Source organism: Streptomyces sp. SCL15-4 (assembly GCF_033366695.1).
Classification (GTDB): Bacteria; Actinomycetota; Actinomycetes; order Streptomycetales; family Streptomycetaceae; genus Streptomyces.
On sequence record NZ_JAOBTQ010000001.1, the window covers coordinates 5,087,337 to 5,107,136 of the forward strand.

18 protein-coding genes are annotated in these 19,800 nt (G+C 72.1%); 10 read left to right on the forward strand and 8 right to left on the reverse strand.

Features of this window, described 5'->3' with window-relative positions; all coding sequences use genetic code 11:
* Positions 1-20 precede the first annotated feature (20 nt).
* The 4 genes from SCK26_RS22820 (at position 21) to SCK26_RS22835 (ending at position 4,090) form a co-directional block, all read left to right on the forward strand.
* A complete protein-coding gene (locus SCK26_RS22820; protein ID WP_318203181.1) occupies positions 21-1,160 on the forward strand; it encodes a 5-(carboxyamino)imidazole ribonucleotide synthase in 1,140 nt (379 codons plus the stop codon).
* Positions 1,157-1,678, forward strand: a complete 522-nt coding sequence (gene purE, locus SCK26_RS22825) for a 5-(carboxyamino)imidazole ribonucleotide mutase (RefSeq protein WP_318203182.1) — start codon at positions 1,157-1,159, stop codon at positions 1,676-1,678. The genes SCK26_RS22820 and purE overlap by 4 nt, the downstream gene beginning before the upstream one ends.
* Before the next feature lie 5 nt (positions 1,679-1,683).
* Positions 1,684-2,877 (forward strand): dipeptidase, encoded by a 1,194-nt coding sequence (locus SCK26_RS22830; RefSeq protein WP_318203183.1) that lies wholly within the window; start codon positions 1,684-1,686, stop codon positions 2,875-2,877.
* Between the two features lie 112 nt (positions 2,878-2,989).
* Positions 2,990-4,090 (forward strand): dipeptidase, encoded by a 1,101-nt coding sequence (locus SCK26_RS22835; protein WP_318203184.1) that lies wholly within the window; start codon positions 2,990-2,992, stop codon positions 4,088-4,090.
* Positions 4,091-4,095: 5 nt separating this feature from the next.
* Here the strand turns inward: SCK26_RS22835 and SCK26_RS22840 are convergent, their stop codons facing one another.
* Both SCK26_RS22840 and SCK26_RS22845 read right to left on the reverse strand, forming a co-directional pair.
* Positions 4,096-4,488, reverse strand: coding sequence for a VOC family protein (locus SCK26_RS22840; protein WP_318206070.1), 393 nt, complete (start codon positions 4,486-4,488; stop codon positions 4,096-4,098).
* A 31-nt stretch (positions 4,489-4,519) separates the two neighbouring features.
* A complete protein-coding gene (locus SCK26_RS22845; protein ID WP_318203185.1) occupies positions 4,520-4,879 on the reverse strand; it encodes a VOC family protein in 360 nt (119 codons plus the stop codon).
* Positions 4,880-4,963: 84 nt separating this feature from the next.
* Here SCK26_RS22845 and SCK26_RS22850 point away from each other — a divergent pair, with 84 nt between their 5' ends.
* Entirely contained in the window at positions 4,964-5,470 is a 507-nt protein-coding gene (locus tag SCK26_RS22850) for a CGNR zinc finger domain-containing protein (protein WP_318203186.1), read from the forward strand.
* A gap of 153 nt (positions 5,471-5,623) precedes the next feature.
* Here the strand turns inward: SCK26_RS22850 and SCK26_RS22855 are convergent, their stop codons facing one another.
* Positions 5,624-6,967 (reverse strand): UDP-glucose/GDP-mannose dehydrogenase family protein, encoded by a 1,344-nt coding sequence (locus SCK26_RS22855; protein WP_318203187.1) that lies wholly within the window; start codon positions 6,965-6,967, stop codon positions 5,624-5,626.
* Between the two features lie 187 nt (positions 6,968-7,154).
* Here SCK26_RS22855 and SCK26_RS22860 point away from each other — a divergent pair, with 187 nt between their 5' ends.
* The 3 genes from SCK26_RS22860 (at position 7,155) to SCK26_RS22870 (ending at position 9,733) form a co-directional block, all read left to right on the forward strand.
* Positions 7,155-8,312, forward strand: a complete 1,158-nt coding sequence (locus tag SCK26_RS22860; RefSeq protein ID WP_318203188.1) for an acyl-CoA dehydrogenase — start codon at positions 7,155-7,157, stop codon at positions 8,310-8,312.
* Between the two features lie 150 nt (positions 8,313-8,462).
* Entirely contained in the window at positions 8,463-9,245 is a 783-nt protein-coding gene (locus SCK26_RS22865) for an SAM-dependent methyltransferase (RefSeq protein WP_318206071.1), read from the forward strand.
* A gap of 122 nt (positions 9,246-9,367) precedes the next feature.
* The gene (locus tag SCK26_RS22870; protein ID WP_318203189.1) at positions 9,368-9,733 is read left to right on the forward strand and encodes a four-helix bundle copper-binding protein; all 366 of its coding nucleotides are present in this window, start codon (positions 9,368-9,370) and stop codon (positions 9,731-9,733) included.
* A 69-nt stretch (positions 9,734-9,802) separates the two neighbouring features.
* On the opposite strand, the gene SCK26_RS22875 is transcribed toward SCK26_RS22870, so the two are convergent.
* Positions 9,803-11,128, reverse strand: a complete 1,326-nt coding sequence (locus tag SCK26_RS22875; protein ID WP_318203190.1) for an LCP family protein — start codon at positions 11,126-11,128, stop codon at positions 9,803-9,805.
* 92 nt (positions 11,129-11,220) lie between these two features.
* Between SCK26_RS22875 and SCK26_RS22880 the strand changes: the two genes are divergently transcribed.
* Positions 11,221-11,796: an acyl-CoA thioesterase gene (locus SCK26_RS22880; protein ID WP_318203191.1), complete on the forward strand. Its 576-nt coding sequence runs from the start codon at positions 11,221-11,223 to the stop codon at positions 11,794-11,796.
* A 16-nt stretch (positions 11,797-11,812) separates the two neighbouring features.
* Here SCK26_RS22880 and SCK26_RS22885 read toward each other — a convergent pair whose 3' ends face one another.
* Complete coding sequence (locus SCK26_RS22885) at positions 11,813-13,180, reverse strand: LCP family protein (protein WP_318203192.1); 1,368 nt, start codon at positions 13,178-13,180, stop codon at positions 11,813-11,815.
* 251 nt (positions 13,181-13,431) lie between these two features.
* On the opposite strand from SCK26_RS22885, the gene SCK26_RS22890 reads away from it, so the two are divergent.
* On the forward strand, positions 13,432-14,454 hold the full coding sequence (locus SCK26_RS22890; protein WP_318203193.1) for a glycosyltransferase family 2 protein: 1,023 nt from the start codon (positions 13,432-13,434) through the stop codon (positions 14,452-14,454).
* A 51-nt stretch (positions 14,455-14,505) separates the two neighbouring features.
* Here the strand turns inward: SCK26_RS22890 and SCK26_RS22895 are convergent, their stop codons facing one another.
* The 3 genes from SCK26_RS22895 to SCK26_RS22905 all read right to left on the reverse strand — a co-directional run bounded on the left by SCK26_RS22895 (position 14,506) and on the right by SCK26_RS22905 (position 19,448).
* The gene (locus SCK26_RS22895; RefSeq protein ID WP_412080770.1) at positions 14,506-15,996 is read right to left on the reverse strand and encodes an LCP family protein; all 1,491 of its coding nucleotides are present in this window, start codon (positions 15,994-15,996) and stop codon (positions 14,506-14,508) included.
* A gap of 238 nt (positions 15,997-16,234) precedes the next feature.
* The gene (locus SCK26_RS22900) at positions 16,235-18,019 is read right to left on the reverse strand and encodes an LCP family protein (RefSeq protein WP_318203195.1); all 1,785 of its coding nucleotides are present in this window, start codon (positions 18,017-18,019) and stop codon (positions 16,235-16,237) included.
* Positions 18,020-18,251: 232 nt separating this feature from the next.
* The gene (locus SCK26_RS22905) at positions 18,252-19,448 is read right to left on the reverse strand and encodes an LCP family protein (protein ID WP_412080771.1); all 1,197 of its coding nucleotides are present in this window, start codon (positions 19,446-19,448) and stop codon (positions 18,252-18,254) included.
* Positions 19,449-19,800: the final 352 nt, after the last annotated feature.

A 19,800-nucleotide genomic window follows, 5' to 3' on the forward strand; every position in this document is an offset into this window, starting at 1 on the left:
ATGGCCGATACGCTAGGGGTGTGACGTTCCCGGTAGTCGGCATGGTCGGCGGGGGGCAGCTCGCGCGTATGACGCACGAGGCGGGCATCCCGTTGGGCATCAGGTTCAAGCTTCTCAGTGACACCCCTCAGGATTCCGCGGCGCAGGTCGTGAGCGATGTCGTCATCGGCGACTACCGCGACCTCGACACCTTGCGGGAATTCGCGCGCGGGTGCGATGTGATCACCTTCGATCACGAACACGTACCCACCGAGCACCTCCGGGCTCTGGAGGCGGACGGCATTCCCGTGCGCCCGGGGCCCGACGCGCTGGTGCACGCCCAGGACAAGGGCGTGATGCGCGCGAGGCTCGACGCGATCGGCATCCCGTGCCCCCGGCACCGGATCGTGACCGATCCGCAGGACGTGGTCCGCTTCGCGGCCGAGGGCGACGGCTTCCCCGTCGTCCTCAAGACCGTCCGCGGCGGCTACGACGGCAAGGGCGTGTGGGTCGTGGAGAACGCCGAGGAGGCGGCCGAGCCGTTCCGCGCCGGCGTCCCCGTCCTCGCCGAGGAGAAGGTCGACTACGTCCGCGAGCTGGCCGCCAACGTCGTCCGCTCCCCGCACGGCCAGGCCGTCGCCTACCCGGTGGTGGAGTCCCGGCAGGTCGACGGCGTCTGCGACACCGTGATCGCGCCCGCCCCGGACCTGCCCGAGGACCTGGCCCTGCGCGCCGAGCGGCTCGCCCTGACCGTCGCCAAGGAACTGGACGTCGTCGGGCACCTCGCCGTCGAGCTGTTCCAGACCCGCGACGGCCGCATCCTCGTCAACGAACTCGCGATGCGCCCGCACAACTCCGGCCACTGGTCCATGGACGGCGCGATCACCTCCCAGTTCGCCAACCACGTCCGCGCGGTCCTGGACCTGCCGCTGGGCGACCCCCGCCCGCGCGCCCCGTGGACGGTCATGGTCAACGTCCTGGGCGGCGACTACCCCGACATGTACTCCGCGTACTTGCACTGCATGGCCCGCGACCCCAAGCTCAAGATCCACATGTACGGCAAGGACGTGAAGCCCGGTCGCAAGGTCGGACACGTCAACACCTACGGCGACGACCTGGACGACGTGCTGGAGCGCGCCCGTCACGCAGCCGGCTACCTGAGAGGCACGATCACCGAATGAGCCCCGTTGTTGGCATCGTCATGGGGTCCGACTCCGACTGGCCCGTCATGGAGGCCGCCGCCAAGGCCCTGGACGAGTTCGAGATCGCCTACGAGGTCGACGTCGTCTCCGCGCACCGCATGCCCCGCGAGATGATCACCTACGGCGAGCAGGCCGCCGACCGCGGGCTGAAGGCGATCATCGCGGGCGCGGGCGGCGCCGCCCACCTGCCCGGCATGCTCGCCTCCGTCACCCCGCTGCCGGTCATCGGCGTGCCCGTGCCGCTGAAGTACCTGGACGGCATGGACTCGCTGCTGTCCATCGTGCAGATGCCGGCCGGTGTCCCGGTCGCCACGGTCTCCGTCGCCGGCGCCCGCAACGCCGGTCTGCTCGCGGCCCGGATGCTCGCCGCGCACGACGAGGAACTGCTGCACCGGATGCGCGACTTCCAGCAGGAGCTGAACGACCAGGCCACCGAGAAGGGCAAGCGGCTGCGCGCCAAGGTCGAGGGCACGAGCGGCTTCGGCTTCGGGAAGTGACCGGCATGAGCGCGCTGGAGGAGGCCCGGGACCTGCTGCGCGAGTTCCCGGTCGTCGACGGCCACAACGACCTGCCGTGGGCGCTGCGCGAGCAGGTCCGCTACGACCTCGACGCCCTGGACATCGCCGGGGACCGCCGCGACCGGCTGCACACCGACCTGCCGCGGCTGCGCGCGGGCGGCGTCGGCGCCCAGTACTGGTCGGTGTACGTGCCGGCCGAGCAGCCCGAGCCGGTCGCGGCCACCCTGGAGCAGATCGACTGCGTCCACCGGATGCTGGAGCGCTACCCGGCGGACCTGGCGCCCGCGCGGACCGCCGCCGACCTGGAGGCGGCCCGCGCCGACGGCCGGATCGCCTCCCTCATGGGCGCCGAGGGCGGCCACTCCATCGCCAACTCCCTGGGCACCCTGCGCGCCCTGTACGCGCTCGGCGTGCGCTACATGACCCTCACCCACAACTCCAACGTGGACTGGGCGGACTCCGCGACGGACGAGCCGAGGGCCCGGGGCCTGACCGCCTTCGGCCGCGAGGTGGTCCGCGAGATGAACCGGCTCGGCATGCTGGTCGACCTCTCGCACGTGGCCGCCACCACCATGCGGGACGCGCTGGACGCCTCCGCCGCGCCGGTGATCTTCTCGCACTCCTCCGCCCGCGCGGTCTGCGACCACCCGCGCAACATCCCCGACGACGTCCTGGAGCGGCTGCCCGACAACGGCGGCGTGGCGATGGTGACGTTCGTGCCCAAGTTCGTCCTCCAGGCCGCCGTCGACTGGACGGCCGCCGCCGACGACAACCTGCGCGCCCACGGCCTGCACCACCTGGACACCAGCCCCGAGGCGATGCGGCTGCACCGCGCGTTCGAGGAGCGCCATCCGCGCCCGGTCGCCACGGTGTCCACGGTGGCCGACCACCTGGACCACATGCGCGAGGTGGCCGGCATCGACCACCTGGGCATCGGCGGCGACTACGACGGCACCGCGTTCACCCCGGACGGCCTGGACGACGTCTCCGGCTACCCCAACCTCCTCGCCGAGCTGCTGGACCGCGGCTGGTCCCGCACCGACCTGGCCAAGCTGACCTGGCGCAACGCGGTACGGGTGCTGGGCGCGGCGGAGGACGTCGCCCGCGACCTGAAGGCCAGTCGGGGCCCGTCCCTCGCCACCATCGAGGAACTGGACGGCACGCCCGGCGGGAGCTGACCGGGTTACCCCCGAACGCCCCGCTCGCCAGGAGGTCCGCCGCGCTCCGTGCGACCGTGTCGGTACGCCAGCCACAGCACGCCGTAGGCGACGAGGACGTACGGAGCCCGCCATGGCCGACCTCCAGGACGACATCCCCGGCACGACCGAGGTCGGCGAGGACGGCGGCCTGCCGGACGAGCCGTTGCGCCTCCGGCCGGCCGGGGACCTGCTGGAGCGGGCCCGCGTCCTGCTCGCCGCGCACCCGGTCGCCGACGGCTACAGCGGCCTGCCCTGGGCCCTGCGCCATCTGCCCGGCCACGACCTCCAGCTCGGCGAGGCCGCCGTCGACACGGACGTGCCCCGGCTGCGCGCCGGGCACGTCGGCGCGCTGTTCTGGTCGCTGCACCTGCCCGAGGAACCGGCCGGGGAGCGTCCGGTGGCGGCGACCCTGGAACAGCTGGACCTGGTGCGCTCGGTCGTCGAGGCGCATCCGGAGGGGCTGCGGCTGGTGCGTACCGCCGGGCAGGTCATCGACGCCCGCAACCGCGGCCGGATCGCCGTGCTGCCGGGCCCCGCGCACGGCGCCGCGCTGGACGGCTCCCTCGCCGTCCTGCGCGTGCTGCACGCCCTCGGCGTGCGCGTCCTCAGCCTCGCGGACACCGCGTGGGCGGGCGTGTCGGGGCTCACCCGGTTCGGTGAGGAGGTGGTGCGCGAGATGAACCGGCTCGGTGTGCTCGCCGACGTCACCGGCGCCTCGGCCGCCACCGTCCGGCGCACCCTCGCGCTGTCCAAGACCCCGGTGCTGTGCACCCGCTCGGCCGCCCGCGCCCTGCGCCCGCACCCGGCCAATCTGCCCGACGACCTGCTGGCCGCCCTCGGCGGGGCGAAGGGCCTGTGCATGGTGCCGCTGACCGCCGAGCAGACCGGGCCGGCCGTCCCGGACGTCGCCGACCACCTGGACCACGTCCGCGACGTGGCCGGCCCCGAGTGCGTCGGCCTGTCCGGCACCTACGACTCCGGCGCCGCCCATCCCCGCGAACTGGCCGACGCCTCCCGCTACCCGCACCTGATCGCCGAACTGCTCAGGCGCGGCTGGTCCGAGACCGAACTGGCGCTGCTGACGTGGGGAAACGTCCAGCGGGTGCTGCGCGGCGCGGACTTCACGGCCCGCGCCGCCCAGCACCGCCGAAAGGCCCCGGCACCGCCGGTCACCGATCTGGACGTCCTCTAGAGGCCCTACGACCGCTCGATCCGGCACAGGCAGAACGGATGCCCGGCCGGGTCGGCGTACACCTGGAAGTCCTTCTTCTCGCGGTCCTCCAGGTCCAGCGGTCGGGCGCCGAGCGCGATCACCCGTTCGTGCGCGGCGTCGATGTCGTCCCAGGTCGGGCCCGCGTCGAAGTCGAGGTGGAGCTGCTGGCCGTTGTGGTCGGCGCGCGGCCACTCGGGCGGCGTGTGGCCCTCGGCCCGCTGGAAGGCCATCCGGGGCCCGTCCGGCACGCGGAGGACGACCCAGTCGTCGTCCTCCGGCTCCGGGGTGCCTCCGGCCACGGCCGCGTAGAAGGCGGCCAGCGCGTGCGGGTCGGGGCAGTCGAGCACGACGTTGCGGAAACGGGCCACGGACGCCATGGTGTCCTCCGGTTTCTCGTTCGAGACGGACTCAGCAGGCACAGAGGCAGAACGGGTGCCCCGCCGGGTCGGCGTAGACACGGAAGGAACGGGACCGGTCGGCGGTGTCCAGCGGCCTGGCGCCCAGCTCCAGCACGCCCTTCTCGGCCGCGTCCAGGTCCGGCACGGTCAGGTCCAGGTGGAACTGCTGGGAGCGGTCCGCCGCGGGCCACTCGGGCGGCACGAACCCGGGCGCCCGCTGGAAGGCCAGCTCCGGCCCGCCGGGCACCTTCAGCGTCACCCACTCCTCGTCGCCCTCCACCGTGCCGTCCAGCACACCGGCGTAGAACCCGGCCAGCGCACGGGGATCGGGACAGTCCAGCACCACGACGTCGAGCTTGGCGAGAGCCATGACCACCTCCTGATAGTTACCCGTAGGACCGGGTAACCGGTAACGGTGACCGCATGCTCCCCCAGAAGCGGTAACGTCGCAAGCATGAGCGAGAGATCCGCCGCGCCGGGCGGCCTGGCGCTGGTCGAGTCGCTGGTGAACACGCTCGACATGGAGGCGGGCACCGACGCGCTGGACACGCCGGAGGGCCGCGTCCGCCTGGGGATCACCGAGGACGGCCTCGACGAGGCCCGGGAGCTGCGCGAGTCGCTGCGGGCCGCGCTGCTCGCCCACGCCGGGCATCCGCCGCACCGCGCCGTGACCCCGCTCGGCACACTGCTGGCCCGGGCGCCGCTGTACCTCGCCGTGGACGACCACGACGGCTCCGCCCGGCTGACGCCCGCCGACGAGGGCCCGCTGCCCGCCCGGATCGCCGCCGCCGTCGCCGAGGCGCTCGTCGCCGGCACCTGGGCCAGACTCAAGGCGTGCGAGTCCGCCACCTGCCACTGGGCGTACTACGACCGCAGCCCCGCCGGACGCGGACGCTGGTGCCTGATGCGGACGTGCGGGGCCCGCGCCAAGATGCGCCGCTACCGCGCGAAGGGCCCCTGAGGCACGCCGGGGATGGTGCAGAATGCCCACAGACCCCGGTTCGGCCGACTGAGCCTCGGCCGAACCGGCGTCACGCTCTCCCGGACGTTCTCCCCGCCAACGCTCGCGGCCCGAGCCCGATGCGGCCGCGGGACGGCGCGCCGCGGCGGAAACCTAAGCCGTGGGCCGGCCCATCGCCCGGTACGTCCACCCGGCCCGTCGCCACAGCTCCGGGTCGAGCGTGTTGCGCCCGTCCAGGAGCACCCGGTCCGCCGCGACCTCGCCGAGTGCCGCCGGGTCCAGCTCGCCGAACTCCCGCCACTCGGTCAGGTGCAGCACGACATGGGCGCCGCGGACGGCCTCCTCCGCGCTGTCGGCGTAGCCCAGGGTCGGGAAGACCTTGCGGGCGTTGGCCATGCCCTTCGGGTCGTACACCGTCACCTGGCCGCCCTGGAGGTGGATCTGCCCGGCCACGTTCAGCGCGGGCGAGTCGCGCACGTCGTCCGAGTCCGGCTTGAAGGTGGCGCCGAGCACCGCCACCCGCTTGCCGAGGAAGGAGCCGCCGCCCAGCGCCTCCCGGGCCATCTCCACCATCTGGCCGCGCCGGCGCATGTTGATGGAGTCGATCTCGCGCAGGAAGGTCAGCGCCTGGTCGGCGCCCAGCTCGCCCGCGCGGGCCATGAACGCCCGGATGTCCTTGGGCAGGCAGCCGCCGCCGAAGCCGATCCCGGCGCGCAGGAACTTGCGGCCGATCCGGTCGTCGTACCCGATGGCCTCGGCGAGCCGGGCCACGTCACCGCCGCCCGCCTCGCACACCTCCGCCATCGCGTTGATGAAGGAGATCTTGGTGGCGAGGAAGGAGTTCGCGGCCGTCTTCACCAGCTCGGCGGTCGGGAAGTCGGTGACGATGAACGGCGTGCCGCCGGCCACCGGCGTCGCGTACACCTCGCGCAGCAGCTTCTCGGCGCGCTCGCCGCGCACGCCGACCACGATCCGGTCCGGGTGCAGGGTGTCCTCGACGGCGAAGCCCTCGCGCAGGAACTCCGGGTTCCAGGCCAGCTCGGCGTCCGCGCCCGCCGGGGCGTGCTCGGCGAGGTAGTCCGCCAGCCGCTCGGCGGAGCCCACCGGCACGGTCGACTTGCCCACGACCAGGGCCGGGCCGTGCAGGTGCGGGGCGAGGGAGGCGATCGCGGAGTCGACGTAGGACATGTCGCAGGCGTACTCGCCGTGCTTCTGCGGCGTGTTGACGCACACGAAGTGCACGTCGCCGAAGGCACCGGCCTCGGCCCAGTCCGTGGTGAACCGCAGCCGCCCGGTCGACCCCTCGATCCCGGCGACGTGCCTGCGCAGCAGCTCCTCGAGCCCCGGTTCGTACATCGGGGTCCTGCCGCGCTCCAGCAGGGCGATCTTCTCGGGTACCACGTCCAGGCCCAGCACCTCGAAGCCCAGCTCGGCCATGGCCGCGGCGTGCGTGGCGCCGAGGTAGCCGGTGCCGATCACGGTGATCTTCAGGCTCATGGGTGCTCCAGCTCGGGTCCGTCGGTCGTGCTCGGTCATGCGGGCCCGAGCATATCCGGGCCTCTGGCCGGGCATTTTTCCGCTGTCGCGTAGCTCACGTAGGCGGGTGGAGGCCGGGCCTCTAAAATTTGAGTTACTTAACGGTAATTAGCGTCAGTATCACTGCGTCTTTGGAGCGTGAGAGACCGTGGCCGGATCGGCTGACTTCGACCTGTACCGCCCGTCCGAGGAGCACGACATGCTCCGGGACGCCGTCCGTTCGCTGGTCGAGGCGAAGATCGCGCCGTACGCCGCGGCGGTGGACGAGGAGGCCCGCTTCCCGCAGGAGGCCCTCGACGCCCTGGTGGCCAACGACCTGCACGCCGTGCACGTCCCCGAGGAGTACGGCGGCTCCGGCGCCGACGCGCTCGCCACGGTCATCGTGATCGAGGAGGTCGCCCGTGCCTGCGTCTCCTCCTCGCTCATCCCCGCGGTGAACAAGCTGGGCTCGCTCCCGGTGATCCTCTCCGGCTCCGAGGAGCTGAAGAAGAAGTACCTGGGCCCGCTGGCCAAGGGCGACGCGATGTTCTCGTACTGCCTGTCCGAGCCGGAGGCGGGCTCGGACGCGGCCGGCATGAAGACCAAGGCCGTCCGCGACGGCGACCACTGGGTGCTCAACGGCGTCAAGCGCTGGATCACCAACGCGGGCGTCTCGGAGTACTACACGGTGATGGCCGTGACGGACCCCTCGAAGCGCTCGAAGGGCATCTCCGCCTTCGTGGTCGAGAAGTCCGACGAGGGCGTCTCCTTCGGCGCGCCGGAGAAGAAGCTCGGCATCAAGGGTTCCCCGACCCGCGAGGTCTACTTCGACAACGTCCGCATCCCCGCCGACCGCATGATCGGCGAGGAGGGCACCGGCTTCATGACGGCCATGAAGACCCTGGACCACACCCGCATCACCATCGCCGCCCAGGCCCTCGGCGTCGCCCAGGGCGCCCTCGACTACGCCAAGGGCTACGTCCAGGAGCGCAAGCAGTTCGGCAAGGCGATCGCCGACTTCCAGGGCATCCAGTTCATGCTCGCCGACATGTCCATGAAGATCTCGGCGGCCCGCGCCCTCACCTACCAGGCCGCCGCCGCCTCCGAGCGCGGCGACGCCGACCTCACCTACCTGGGCGCCGCCGCCAAGTGCTTCGCCTCGGACGTCGCCATGGAGGTCACCACCGACGCCGTCCAGCTCCTCGGCGGCTACGGCTACACCCGCGACTACCCGGTGGAGCGCATGATGCGCGACGCCAAGATCACCCAGATCTACGAGGGCACGAATCAGGTTCAGCGGATCGTCATGGCGAGGAACCTTCCGTAGCAGGGGGCTCGTGTTTTGCGGAAGGCGCCCGTCCGGGCGCCTTCTTCCTTATTTTGGTGCGCGTTCCGGTCGTGATCACTTCGAAGGAGACCCGCGCCCATGGCCCTGTCCGACCACACCGCGGCCACCGGGGACGAAGGCGTCGCGCGCATGGCCCGGCTGCGTACCGACGTCTCCCACTCGGCCCGCGTCTGGAACTACTGGCTCGGCGGCAAGGACCACTACCCGGTGGATGAGCAGGTCGGCGAGCAGATCCTCGGCTTCGTCCCGGCGCTGCCCCGCTCGGCCGTCGCCGACCGGGCGTTCCTGGCCCGCGCGGTGCGGCACCTGGCCGGCACCGAGGGCATCCGGCAGTTCCTGGACATCGGCACCGGACTGCCCACCGCCGACAACACCCACGAGGTCGCCCAGCGCGTCGACCCGTCCTGCCGGATCGTCTACGCCGACAACGACCCGCTCGTCCTCACCCACGCCCACGCGCTGCTGACCAGCACTCCCGAGGGCGCCACGGACTACATCGAGGCCGACGTCCACGACCCGGAGGCCATCGTGCGGGGTGCCGCCCGGACCCTGGACCTGGACCGCCCGGTCGCCCTCACCCTGCTCGGCATCCTCAACTTCGTCCTGGACACCGACGAGGCCGTGTCCATCGTGCACCGGCTGCTGGACGCCGTGCCCTCCGGCAGCTTCCTGGTGATCTCCCACCCCACCACCGAGGTCGACGGCGAGGCGATGACCCAGGCCGTGGAGTACTGGAACGGCCAGGGCTCCGCGCCCATGACCCTGCGCACCCGCGCCGAACTGGCCCGGCTCTTCGACCGGGTCGAACTGCTGGAGCCGGGCCTCGTCTCCTGCTCGCGCTGGCGGCCCGGGGCCGGTACGGCGGAGCCGGCGGAGGTGACCCACTTCGGCGCCGTGGGCCGCAAGCCGTAGACCGGCCGCGGACCGGCCGGGACGGGCGCGGCGCCGTGGGCCGACGTGCGGGGCGGCGGCACCGGACGTAGGACGGAAGCAGACGGGGTCCGCCCCGGGCCCCCGCCTTTCCAGGAGGAGCCATGACCCAGTCGCCGACGATGCCCGCCCTCACCCGGCAGATGCAGGAGTGCATCGAGGCCTGCATGAACTGCCACAGCATCTGCGAGGAGACGATGAGCTCCTGCATGCAGAAGGGCGGCCAGCAGCAGATGCAGATCATGCGGGCGCTGATGGACTGTTCCGAGACCACCCGGATGTGCGCCGACATGATGATGCGCCGCTCGCCCATGCACACCGACATGTGCGCGCTGTGCGCCAAGGCGTGCGACATGTGCGCCGAGGCGTGTACCGCCATGCCGGACGACCAGCAGCTGACGCGCTGCGCCGAGGCGTGTCGCCGCTGTGCCGAGACCTGCCGGGCGATGGCGGGCGCCGGCCACATGTGAGCCCCGCCCCGCTCCGGCCGGGGGCGCCCCGCCGGGTGCCCCCGGCCCCCGCCGCCCGGTTCCCCGCCCCTAGTTCCCGGAGACGGTGACCTTCTCGTCGTTGTTCAGCTCGTCCACCAGCGTCTTCACCTTGGTCTTGTCCCAGACCAGGTTGCCGCCCACGGAGCCGGAGATCGGCATGTTCATCGAGGTGCCGTCACCGCCGCTGACGCCCTTCATCGCCCAGAACATCGACGCCAGATCCCACAGCGACATGTCCTTGTCGACGATCAGCGAGTCCAGGCCCGCGCCCATGGTCGGGTAGAACTTGAACGGGTTCAGGATCGTCGAGGGCGTCGCCACCTGGTGCGCCAGGGCGGCGAGGAACTTCTGCTGGTTCTTGGTGCGCTGGAGGTCGGAGGCGGCGAACGCGTGCCGGGTGCGCACGAAGGCGAGGGCCTCCTGACCGTTCAGGGTCTGCTTGCCCGCCTCGAAGTCGGCGCCGGACCACTTGTCCTTGAAGCCCTTGTCGATGGTGATCTCGACTCCGCCCACCGCGTCCACGATGCCGGCGAAGCCCTGGAAGCCGATCTCCACGTAGTGGTCGATGCGCAGACCGGTGTTGGCCTCGATCGCGCGGACCAGCAGCGTCGGCCCGTCCTCGGCGTAGGTGGCGTTCAGCTTGGCGTGCCGGCCCTGCGCCGGGAAGACCTTCCCCGACGTCGACCCCTGGTACGACGGGACCACCACGTCCGAGTCGCGCGGCAGCGAGATCAGCGTGTCGCCGTTGTCGCCGACGTGCAGGATCATCATCGAGTCGGTGCGCTTGCCCTCGGCGCCGCCGGTGTGCAGCTTCTTCTCGTCCTCCTTGGACATGCCCTCCCGGCTGTCCGAGCCGACGATCAGGTAGTTCGTGCCGTCACCGCCGTCCGGCCGGTCGATGACCTTGGAGAGGTCCACTTCGCGGCGCAGCTTGGAGTCGGCCCAGAAGTAGGTCGCGACCGACGTGACGACCAGCACACCCGCCACCGTGATCGCCGTCCACTTGATCCGCCGCCGCCAGTTCGGCGCGGGTCTCGGGGCACGGGCGGAGGAGCCCGCCGGAGCGCCCGGACCACGGCCGCCGGGCGAGCCGTAGACCTGGCCGGTGTTGTAGCCGCTGTCGTACCCGTCCGGGCCGGCGCCCGGCTCGTGGCCCTGGCCGTTCACGTACGACGGCTGCTGCGGCACACCGGCCCCGTGCGGCGGCGCCGCCGCACCGGAGCCGTCGTACCCCGAGCGCGGACCGGGCGGTACCGCCGGGCCGCGCCGCACCTGACGCATCACACGGGCGCTCTCCGGCCGCGCGCCGGCACTGCCGCGTCCGTAGCGCGGGCCGCCGTTGTCGTCGGACCATCCCTCGGGCCAGTCATTCATGCGCACCAGTGTGCCGGGCACCGCGGTGTGCCGGACAAGGGCTGTCGGAAAATCAGGGCCCCGCTGTTGCGAAGCCGACACAAATTCCGCGAATGCGCCGTCGGCATAAGGTGGAGGGCATGACAGACCAGGCCACGGAAGTGGAACCGGAGATCCCGGGTAAGCCCACCTCCGCCTCCCGCACCACCCTCAGCCACATCATGACCCACAGCGACACCAATCTGCTGGGGACGGTGCACGGCGGAGTGATCATGAAACTGGTCGACGACGCCGCGGGCGCCGTGGCCGGCCGGCACTCCGGCGGCCCCGCCGTCACCGCGTCCATGGACGAGATGGCGTTCCTGGAGCCGGTCCGCGTCGGCGACCTGGTCCATGTGAAGGCGCAGGTGAACTGGACCGGCCGGACCTCCATGGAGGTCGGCGTCCGGGTCCTCGCCGAGCGCTGGAACGAGTCCGCCCCGGCCACCCAGGTCGGCTCCGCCTACCTGGTCTTCGCCGCGGTGGACGCCGACGGCAAGCCGCGCCGGGTGCCGCCGGTCATACCCGAGACCGACCGCGACCGCCGCCGCTACCAGGAGGCCCAGATCCGCCGCACCCACCGCCTGGCCCGCCGCCGCGCGATCCGCGAGCTGCGCGAGCAGCGCGCGGCGGAGGGATTCGAGGACTGAGCGTCCCGGAGAACGCTCAGCACGCCACCTCGTCGCCCCGCAGCACGTTCTGCTCCGGCCGCCCCGGGTCGTCGAACCGCACTCGGCGGACGTCCTTGAAGTCCGCGCCGGCCGTCACCTTCAGCAGCGGTCCCTGCCCCGGCACCGCGCGCAGCTCGCTGCCCGGCAGGGCCGCGGCCAGGGAGCGGGCCGAGCGGTCCCAGCGGGGGTCGTAGAAGACCAGCGTGCGCGGCACCCGGGCGGGCGCCGTGACCGGCCGGCGGGTGGTGGCGAAGCCGGTCGCCGCCAGCGCCGCGTCGACCCGCTTGCCCAGCCCCACCGTGCCCGTGCCGTTGGCCACCTGCACCCGGACCGTCTCCGGCGCCACCTCCACCGGCACCGGCGCCGGCCCCCGTGAGCGGCGCGCGCGGTCCTGGGCCAGCGGCTTGTCGTCGCGCACCGCGGCGAACAGCTTCTCCGCCTTCACCGGGTCCCACTTCAGCGTCGAGCCGATGCCCTTGACCTGGTAGTTCAGCTGCCCGATGGGCACGGTGGTGAACTCCGAGGAGGACGGCGAGAAGTTCCGCATCGCGCGGCCGAGGTCCAGCAGCTCGTCGGTGCCGAAGCCCGCGTCCGCGCGGACCGAGCCGAGCACCGCCCGGGTCACGTCCCGGAACCGCATCGGGTTCAGCAGCACCCCGGAGGAGGTCGTCTTCTCCAGCAGCGCGGCCAGGAACCGCTGCTGCCGCTTCATCCGGCCGAGGTCGCTGGCCCCGTCGACGTGCCGGGCGCGGACGTACTGCAGCGCCCGCCCGCCCCGCAGGGTGTGCGTGCCGGGCGCGAGTTCGAGGCCGGTGTACCGGTCCTTCAGCGGCGTCGGCGTGCAGACCTCCACCCCGCCGAGCACGTCCACGGTCCGCATGAAGCTGGTGAAGTCGACCTCCAGATAGTGGTCGATCTTCACGTGGGTCATGTGCTCGACCGTGCGGATGGTCAGCTGCGGACCGCCCTCGGCGTACGCCGCGTTGAGCCGGACCGGGTGCGGGCCGTGCCGCCGCCCCGAGTTCTGGTCGGTGTGCGCGGGCATCTCGGCGTAGGAGTCGCGCGGCAGGCTCACCACGGTGGCCCGTCCCCGGTCCTCCGCGATGTGCACGATCATCATGGTGTCGGTGCAGTGACAGGGCTGGCCGCCCAGCCGGAAGGCGCGCCGGTCCCGCTCGCCGACCTTGTCGCGGCCGTCGGTGCCGACCAGCAGCACGTTCATGCCGTGTCCGGCTTGGGGCCGGTTCTTCATGTCCTTGAAGGCGTCGATCCGGGCGATGCCCGCGTCCAGGCTGCTGACCACCGCGTGGCCGATCCCGGCGGAGGCGAGCACCACGACCGACAGCGTGGTGACCGCCCGCATGGCCCACCGGGGCCGCCTGGGCGGCCGGACGGGGCCCACGGTCCGCTCGGGCGGGCGCGGCACACGGCGGGGCGGCTGCGGGCGGCGCTGCGGCGGCGCCGGGGACCGGGGCGGGCTGGGCAAGGGGGACACCTCCGGACGAGGCCGTACGCGGGATCCGGGAGCACAGTAGGCCGATACGATCTCCAGCCCGCGTCGCGGTCCCGGCGGCGCGCACCCGTGTCCCCCGTTCGCGGTAACGTGAGGCCCCTATGAACGCCAAGCCCGACGTGCGGCTCCCCGCAGTGTCCGTGATCATGCCCGTCCTCAACGAGGAACGGCACCTGCGCGGAGCCGTCGAAGCGATCCTCGCGCAGGAGTACGCCGGCGAGATGGAGGTCGTGATCGCCCTCGGTCCGTCCACGGACCGCACGGACGAGATCGCCGCCGAGCTGGTCCGCGCGGACCCCCGCGTGCACACCGTGCCCAACCCGACCGGCCGCACCCCGGCCGCGCTGAACGCGGCCATCAAGGCGTCCCGGCACCCGATCGTGGTCCGCGTGGACGGCCACGGCATGCTCTCGCCGAACTACATCGCCACCGCCGTGCGGCTGCTGGAGGAGACCGGCGCGCAGAACGTCGGCGGCATCATGCACGCCGAGGGCGAGAACGCCTGGGAGCACGCGGTGGCCGCCGCCATGACGTCGAAGATCGGCGTCGGCAACGCGGCCTTCCACACCGGCGGCCGGGCCGGCCCCGCCGAGACCGTCTACCTCGGCGTGTTCCGGCGCGAGGCGCTGGAGCAGCAGGGCGGCTACAACGAGGAGTTCATCCGCGCCCAGGACTGGGAGCTGAACTTCCGGATCCGCGAGGCGGGCGGCCTGATCTGGTTCTCGCCCGAACTGCGGGTGTCCTACCGGCCGCGGCCGTCGGTGCGCGCGCTGGCCAAGCAGTACAAGGACTACGGCCGCTGGCGGCACGTCGTCGCCCGCTACCACTCCGGCTCGATCAACCTGCGCTACCTCGCCCCGCCGGTTGCGGTGTGCGCGATCGCGGCGGGCCTGGTCGTCGGCGTCGCCCTGACCCCCTGGGCCCTGGTGGTCCCCGGCGGCTACCTGGCCGCGATCGTCGCGGGCTCGGTCCCGGCCGGCAGGGGACTGCCGCCGAAGGCCCGGCTGCGCATACCCGTGGCCCTGGCCACCATGCACATGTCGTGGGGCTGGGGCTTCCTGACCAGCCCGAAGTCGCTGGCGCGCCGGGTCATCGCCTCCCGCCGGCCCGCGGTCCACGCCTGAACCCGCGCCGGGGCCCCTGTACGGGGGCCCCGGGCGCCGGTCCGCCGGCCGCTACCAGCGGTAGGGGGCGTACACGTCCATGCACTTGGAGGTGTCCGAGCCGTTGACGGCGTCGGAGTTCTCCGGCAGGTCGCCGGCCTTGGGCTCGGACTTCTTCGGATAGGCCGAGCCGGAGCGCCAGTCCGCGCCGACGACGACCGTGACCCCCGAGACGTCGGTCGACTTCTGCACCTGGGCCGCCGGGATGCCCAGCGCCCGGGCCACCGCCTGGGCGTCGCCCTCCAGGTCCGCGCTCGGATAGCGCACCAGCGTCCTGTCCTCGGCCAGGCTGCCCGAGGCGTCGGCCTGCGCCCGGGCGTAGCCCTTGCCCGCCAGCACCTGGCCGATCGCCGACGCGCGCTGCGGCACCGCGGCGTCGGTGGAGGTCCGGGTGGCGTTCTGCACCAGCACCCCGAGCCGGGCCGGGTCCAGCGAGGGCTTCTTGTCCGGCTTGCCCTTGCCCGCGTCCTTCTTCCCGTCCTTCTTCCCGCCGTTCTTGTCGAACGGCACGTCGTCCCGGAGCATCCGCCACATCTTGCCGGCGTTCTCCTCGTCGGGGACGACGTGGTTCTTGTTCTGCGGGTCCTTCAGGTTGGGCATGGTCACGGAGGTGATGCGGTCGGTCGGCACCGACTTCATCTGCATGCCGAGGTCGTAGAGCTTCTTGACCGTGGTGATCTCCTCGGACACGTGCAACGACTTGATGGCCGCGTCCGCCAGGTCCATCAGCCGGCCGGTGTCGGTGAACACGTTCTGCTGCTTGAGCGTGCGGATCATCGAGTTCAGGTACATGTGCTGGGCGCGGGCCCGCATCAGGTCGTCGCCCCAGGCGTGCCGGGTGCGCAGCCACTGCAGGGCCTGCTTGCCCTTCACCTTGTGCGTGCCCTTGGTCAGCTTCAGCCCGGACCCGCCGGACACGGTGGCCGTCGGATGGTCCGACACGTTCTGGTTCACGCAGACGTCGACGCCGCCGATCGCGTCCGCCATCCGCACCACGCCCGCGAAGTCGATCGTCATCCAGTGGTCGATATAGACCCCGGTGAGGTTCTCCCAGGTCAGCAGCGTGCAGCCGGCCCCGCCACGGGCCAGGGTGACGTTGATGATGTCGTTCGTCGGCGGATATTCCTTGCCGGTGTCGGGGTCCGTGCACGCGGGGATGTCCACCCGGGTGTCGCGCGGGATGCTGATCATCGCGGCGCTCTTGCGGTCCGCCGAGAGGTGGATGAGCATCTGCACGTCCGCCAGCGGCGGGTCGCCGACGTGGTCCCTGCTGCCGCCGAGCTTCAGGTTCTCCTTGGAATTCCGGCTGTCGGAGCCGATCAGCAGGATGTTCAGCGGGGTCTGGCCCGCCGCGTTCGGCGCGGTCCGGTGCGCCTTGGAGTCGTCGCCGTTGGCGCGCCGCCCCTTCTGAAGGTTGCCGTTGAGATGCTGGTAGTACAGATATCCGGCACCCGCGGTGCCGAGTATCACTACCGCCAGCACCGTCGCCGACCAGCGCAGCACCCGCCTTCTGCGCCGTCGCCGGTCGGTCCCCGCACCGCCCGGCCGCCGCCTGCCCCTTCGCCGGCCCGGACCCGCCGGCCCGTCCGCGGTCCGGGGCGCACGCGCTGCCCCCTCCTCGACCGCCGGAGCCTTTCCGCGCACCTCGCTCTGCGCCAAATTCCCTGCCCTCCCCGCCCTCGCGCCAAGCAGCGGGCCCGTCCCGCGTCCGGTTAGACGCACGACGGGCCCCATGGGTTACCTACGAGGCGCACTTCACCTTGTCCGCCGTGGACTTGTCGACCGCCGGCGCCTTTGTCGGAGGTGTCAGGGAGATCCCCGCTCCCTTGAAGTCCTTGCCCAGGGTCAGCGTCATCGCCGGCAGTCCCTGCGCGTTGGTCACGCTCTCGCCCGGCTTCATCGCGGCCCCGGACAGGCCCATGACCGCGGCCAGCCGGCGGGCCTGTGCCGCCTGGCCGGGCGCGTACTCCAGTGTGGTCCTGGCCAGCTTCTCGGGGGCGTTGCCGCCGTTCTCCGACTTGGTCACGCCCTCGTCGTTCTGCAGCCAGGCGAGCACCGCCTGCGCGCTGCCGGTCTCCGCCCCGCCGTTGAGGACGCGCACCCGCACGTCGGAGGCGGGCGCCTTGGTGCCCTTCAGCCGGGCGGCCTGGGCGTCCTTCGCCGCCTTCTGCTTCTTCTTCACCTCGGTGAAGGAGACGTCGTTCCGGATGGCGTCGAACACCTGCGGGGCCAGCGCCGGATCGACGATCACCGTCTTGTGCACGGTGCCGTCGGCCGGGTTGTCCTTGACCGGCAACGTCGTGAAGGCCAGGTTCTTCGGGTTGAGCTTGCCCAGCTCCAGCCCCAGGTCCTTCAGCCTGTTGATGTCGTCCAGCTTGTCGTCCACGGTCAGCGCCTTGGTGCCGGCCTCCGCCAGCTTCACCATCTTCGTCGGGCTGGTCAGCGTGGAGTTGCCCTTCAGCTTGCGCATCAGCGCGCCCAGGAACTGCTGCTGGAGACCGATGCGGCTCAGGTCGCCGCCGAGGCCGACGGAGTGCCGGGTGCGCACGAACGCCAGCGCCTGCTCACCGGAGATCGTGTGCGTGCCCTTGGACAGCTTCAGGTGCGAGTCCGGGTCGTCGATGTCCTTGGCCAGGCACACCTCGACGCCGTCGACCGCCTCGGTCAGCGTCTTGACCGCGTTGAAGTCGGCCACCATGAAGTCGTCCGGCTTGATCCCGGTCAGCTCGGTCACCGTGCGCATGGTGCAGCTCGGCGTCCGGTCGTCCTGCCCGAGGCTCGTGTTGAAGCGGACGCCCGCGGAGCCCGGGATGACCTTCTGGGTGCCGTCCTCCTGCTCGGTCGGGCAGTCCGGGACGTCGACGATCAGGTCACGCGGGATGCTCAGCGCGGTGGCGTTGGACCGGTCCTTGGAGACGTGCAGCAGGATCGTGGTGTCGGCGTGGCCGACGCTGCCCGAGTCGCCGTAGCCCTCGTTGCCCTTGCCGGTGCGCTTGTCGGTGCCGATCAGCAGGATGTTGATCGCCTCGTCCTTGCGGAAGCCACCGGTACTGGCACCGTCGTCGGACACGGACGTGATGTTGTCGTTGAGGTGCTTGATGTAGAGGTAGCCGGCGGCCGACACGGCGACCAGCACGAACGCCATGGACCCGCCGGTCCACAGCAGCACCTTCTTCGCCCGCGACTTCTTCTTCGGCGGGCGCCGCGAAGCGCGCCGGCCCTGGGGCGCCTCCGGCTCCGCGCTCCGGCGCCGGGCCGAGCGCGGCGCCGGCACCTCGGAGCCGCGCTCGGCCCGCGACGACTGCCCGCCCTTCTCGTCCGGCTGCCGGTCCGCTCCGTCCGGCCGCCGGGCACGGCGGCCCGCCGCACCGCCGCCGTCCGGTGCGGACGGTCTGCGCGGTCCGGGAACCGGCGGCTGCGCTGCGGAAGGGCTCAGTCGCAGTTCGTATTCGCCGGTGTTCGGATTGAGCACCCACTGGTCTGCGGGGTCGATGTTGTCCGCCCGCCCACGGCCTTGCGCGTCCACGGTTGTCCGAATCCTCCGTCGGGGCCACGCGGCGCCTTACCCCCTCCAAGGCGCTCGGGTCTCGGTGAAACAGTGCACGACCCCAGGACGGACCTCGCGGCCAGGTGCACCGGATCGCTCACACTATCCGCCCAGTTCAGCGTCGGGCGACGCCGGTGACAAATTCGACGTGCCTACAACCGGGCAATCCCCCTCATTTTCCGAACCGGGGCTCGCTTTTTCGGTGGACTGCTCACTCACAGGTGTGTTCGGCGGCGGTGTACCCGCGGAACGTCGGGGCGGGCGCGGGACCGTCCGGGCCGCCCGCGCCGGTGTCCTCCCGGGGAACTCTCCGTGAATTCTCCCGGGCCACCGCCACCGGCTGATCGGCCCGCAGCCGCGCGAACAGTTTCTCCGCCTCCGGCTCCACGAGCTGGTCGCGATTGGCGTCGTAGACGTACGACGTCCTCGGCACCGTCAGGAACCGCACCTGCTCGGTGGGGATGTCGCGCAGCCCGCGCGCCAGCTGGTACAGCCCGCGCAGGCTCGCCAGTCCCGGGTCGGTGGTCAGCGCGGAGGTCGCCGCGTCCAGCAGCGGATACAGCTTCACCGGATTGAGCAGCACGTCGTCACCGCGCACCTTGTCGACGAGCGCGCCGAGGAACCGCTGCTGGCGCTCCATCCGGTCGGTGTCGCTGCCGTTGCCGAGCGACTTGCGGGCGCGCACGTACCCGAGCGCCTGCTCCCCGTCCAGCGTGACCCGGCCGGCGGGCAGCCGCAGCTTCGCCGCCTTGTCGTCCACCGGTTCGCTCAGACACACCTGGACGCCGTCGACGGCGTCCACCATCTCCTTGAAACCGGCGAAGTCCAGCACCATGTGGTGGTCGACGCGGATGCCCGTGAGCTTCTCCACGGTGCGGATCGTGCACGCCGAACCCCCGACCTCGAAGGCGTGGTTGAACATCGCGAACACCGGGTCGCCGCGCGTGCCGTCCTCCCGCCGGCAGGAGGGGATGTCGACCATCAGGTCCCGGGGCAGCGAGACGGCGGTGGCGCTGGTCCGGTCCGCGGCCAGGTGCAGCAGGATCGTGGTGTCCGAACGCTGGCCGACGACGCCCTTGCCGTACCCGCGGTTGGCGTCCCCGGCCCGGGTGTCGGACCCGATCACCAGGATGTTCTGCGCGTCGCGCACCAGTGCGGTGGGCCGTTCCCGTTCATAGCGCGCCAGTTCTGCGGCGGCGGCCTCGTCGGGGGTGATGTTGGCGCTGAGCCGGGCGTAACCGGCCCAGCCGGCACCGGCGGCGACGAGGAGGAGGGCCGCCGCCCCCAGTGCCGAGTTCCGCAGCCGGCGCCGCCGACGCCGTATCAGCCCCTCGCCGGTGGCCGAGGCCCCGGGACCGGTGCCGAGGGGCCTGCCTGCGGTCTCGGTCACGATGGGCCGTCCCCTCATGGCGTACGAGCGGCACGTGCTGCACTTACGACGATGGCGGGGAGGGGAGGAGTCAGCGCCCTTTGCTGCTCCGAACGGGTGAGGCGGAGGGCCGGGACCGCGGGAGCCGCGATCCGCCTCGCGACGGCCGTACGAGGCGAGGGACGGGCGTCCGCGCGGGCGCCCACGCCATCGCGGGGCCCGCACCGGACCGTCGCGTGCGGCTCTGGACCGAGGGGTGCCGTCCCGGACCGAGGGGTGCCGTCCCGGACCGTGGGGTGCCGCCTTGGGGCGAGGGGTGCCGTCCGGACCGAGGCGTACCGTTCGGGCCCGAGGGGTGCCGCCTCGGACTGGTGCGTTCCGCCTTGGGTCG

Coding starts and splice junctions, on each gene's coding strand:
- purE (WP_318203182.1), top strand. CDS start 1,157: ATGAGCCCCGTTGTTGGCATCGTCATGGGGTCCGACTCCGACTGGCCC.
- SCK26_RS22830 (WP_318203183.1), top strand. CDS start 1,684: ATGAGCGCGCTGGAGGAGGCCCGGGACCTGCTGCGCGAGTTCCCGGTC.
- SCK26_RS22835 (WP_318203184.1), top strand. CDS start 2,990: ATGGCCGACCTCCAGGACGACATCCCCGGCACGACCGAGGTCGGCGAG.
- SCK26_RS22840 (WP_318206070.1), bottom strand. CDS start 4,488: ATGGCGTCCGTGGCCCGTTTCCGCAACGTCGTGCTCGACTGCCCCGAC.
- SCK26_RS22845 (WP_318203185.1), bottom strand. CDS start 4,879: ATGGCTCTCGCCAAGCTCGACGTCGTGGTGCTGGACTGTCCCGATCCC.
- SCK26_RS22850 (WP_318203186.1), top strand. CDS start 4,964: ATGAGCGAGAGATCCGCCGCGCCGGGCGGCCTGGCGCTGGTCGAGTCG.
- SCK26_RS22855 (WP_318203187.1), bottom strand. CDS start 6,967: ATGAGCCTGAAGATCACCGTGATCGGCACCGGCTACCTCGGCGCCACG.
- SCK26_RS22865 (WP_318206071.1), top strand. CDS start 8,463: ATGGCCCGGCTGCGTACCGACGTCTCCCACTCGGCCCGCGTCTGGAAC.
- SCK26_RS22870 (WP_318203189.1), top strand. CDS start 9,368: ATGACCCAGTCGCCGACGATGCCCGCCCTCACCCGGCAGATGCAGGAG.
- SCK26_RS22875 (WP_318203190.1), bottom strand. CDS start 11,128: ATGAATGACTGGCCCGAGGGATGGTCCGACGACAACGGCGGCCCGCGC.
- SCK26_RS22880 (WP_318203191.1), top strand. CDS start 11,221: ATGCGCCGTCGGCATAAGGTGGAGGGCATGACAGACCAGGCCACGGAA.
- SCK26_RS22885 (WP_318203192.1), bottom strand. CDS start 13,180: ATGCGGGCGGTCACCACGCTGTCGGTCGTGGTGCTCGCCTCCGCCGGG.
- SCK26_RS22890 (WP_318203193.1), top strand. CDS start 13,432: ATGAACGCCAAGCCCGACGTGCGGCTCCCCGCAGTGTCCGTGATCATG.
- SCK26_RS22905 (WP_412080771.1), bottom strand. CDS start 19,448: ATGAGGGGACGGCCCATCGTGACCGAGACCGCAGGCAGGCCCCTCGGC.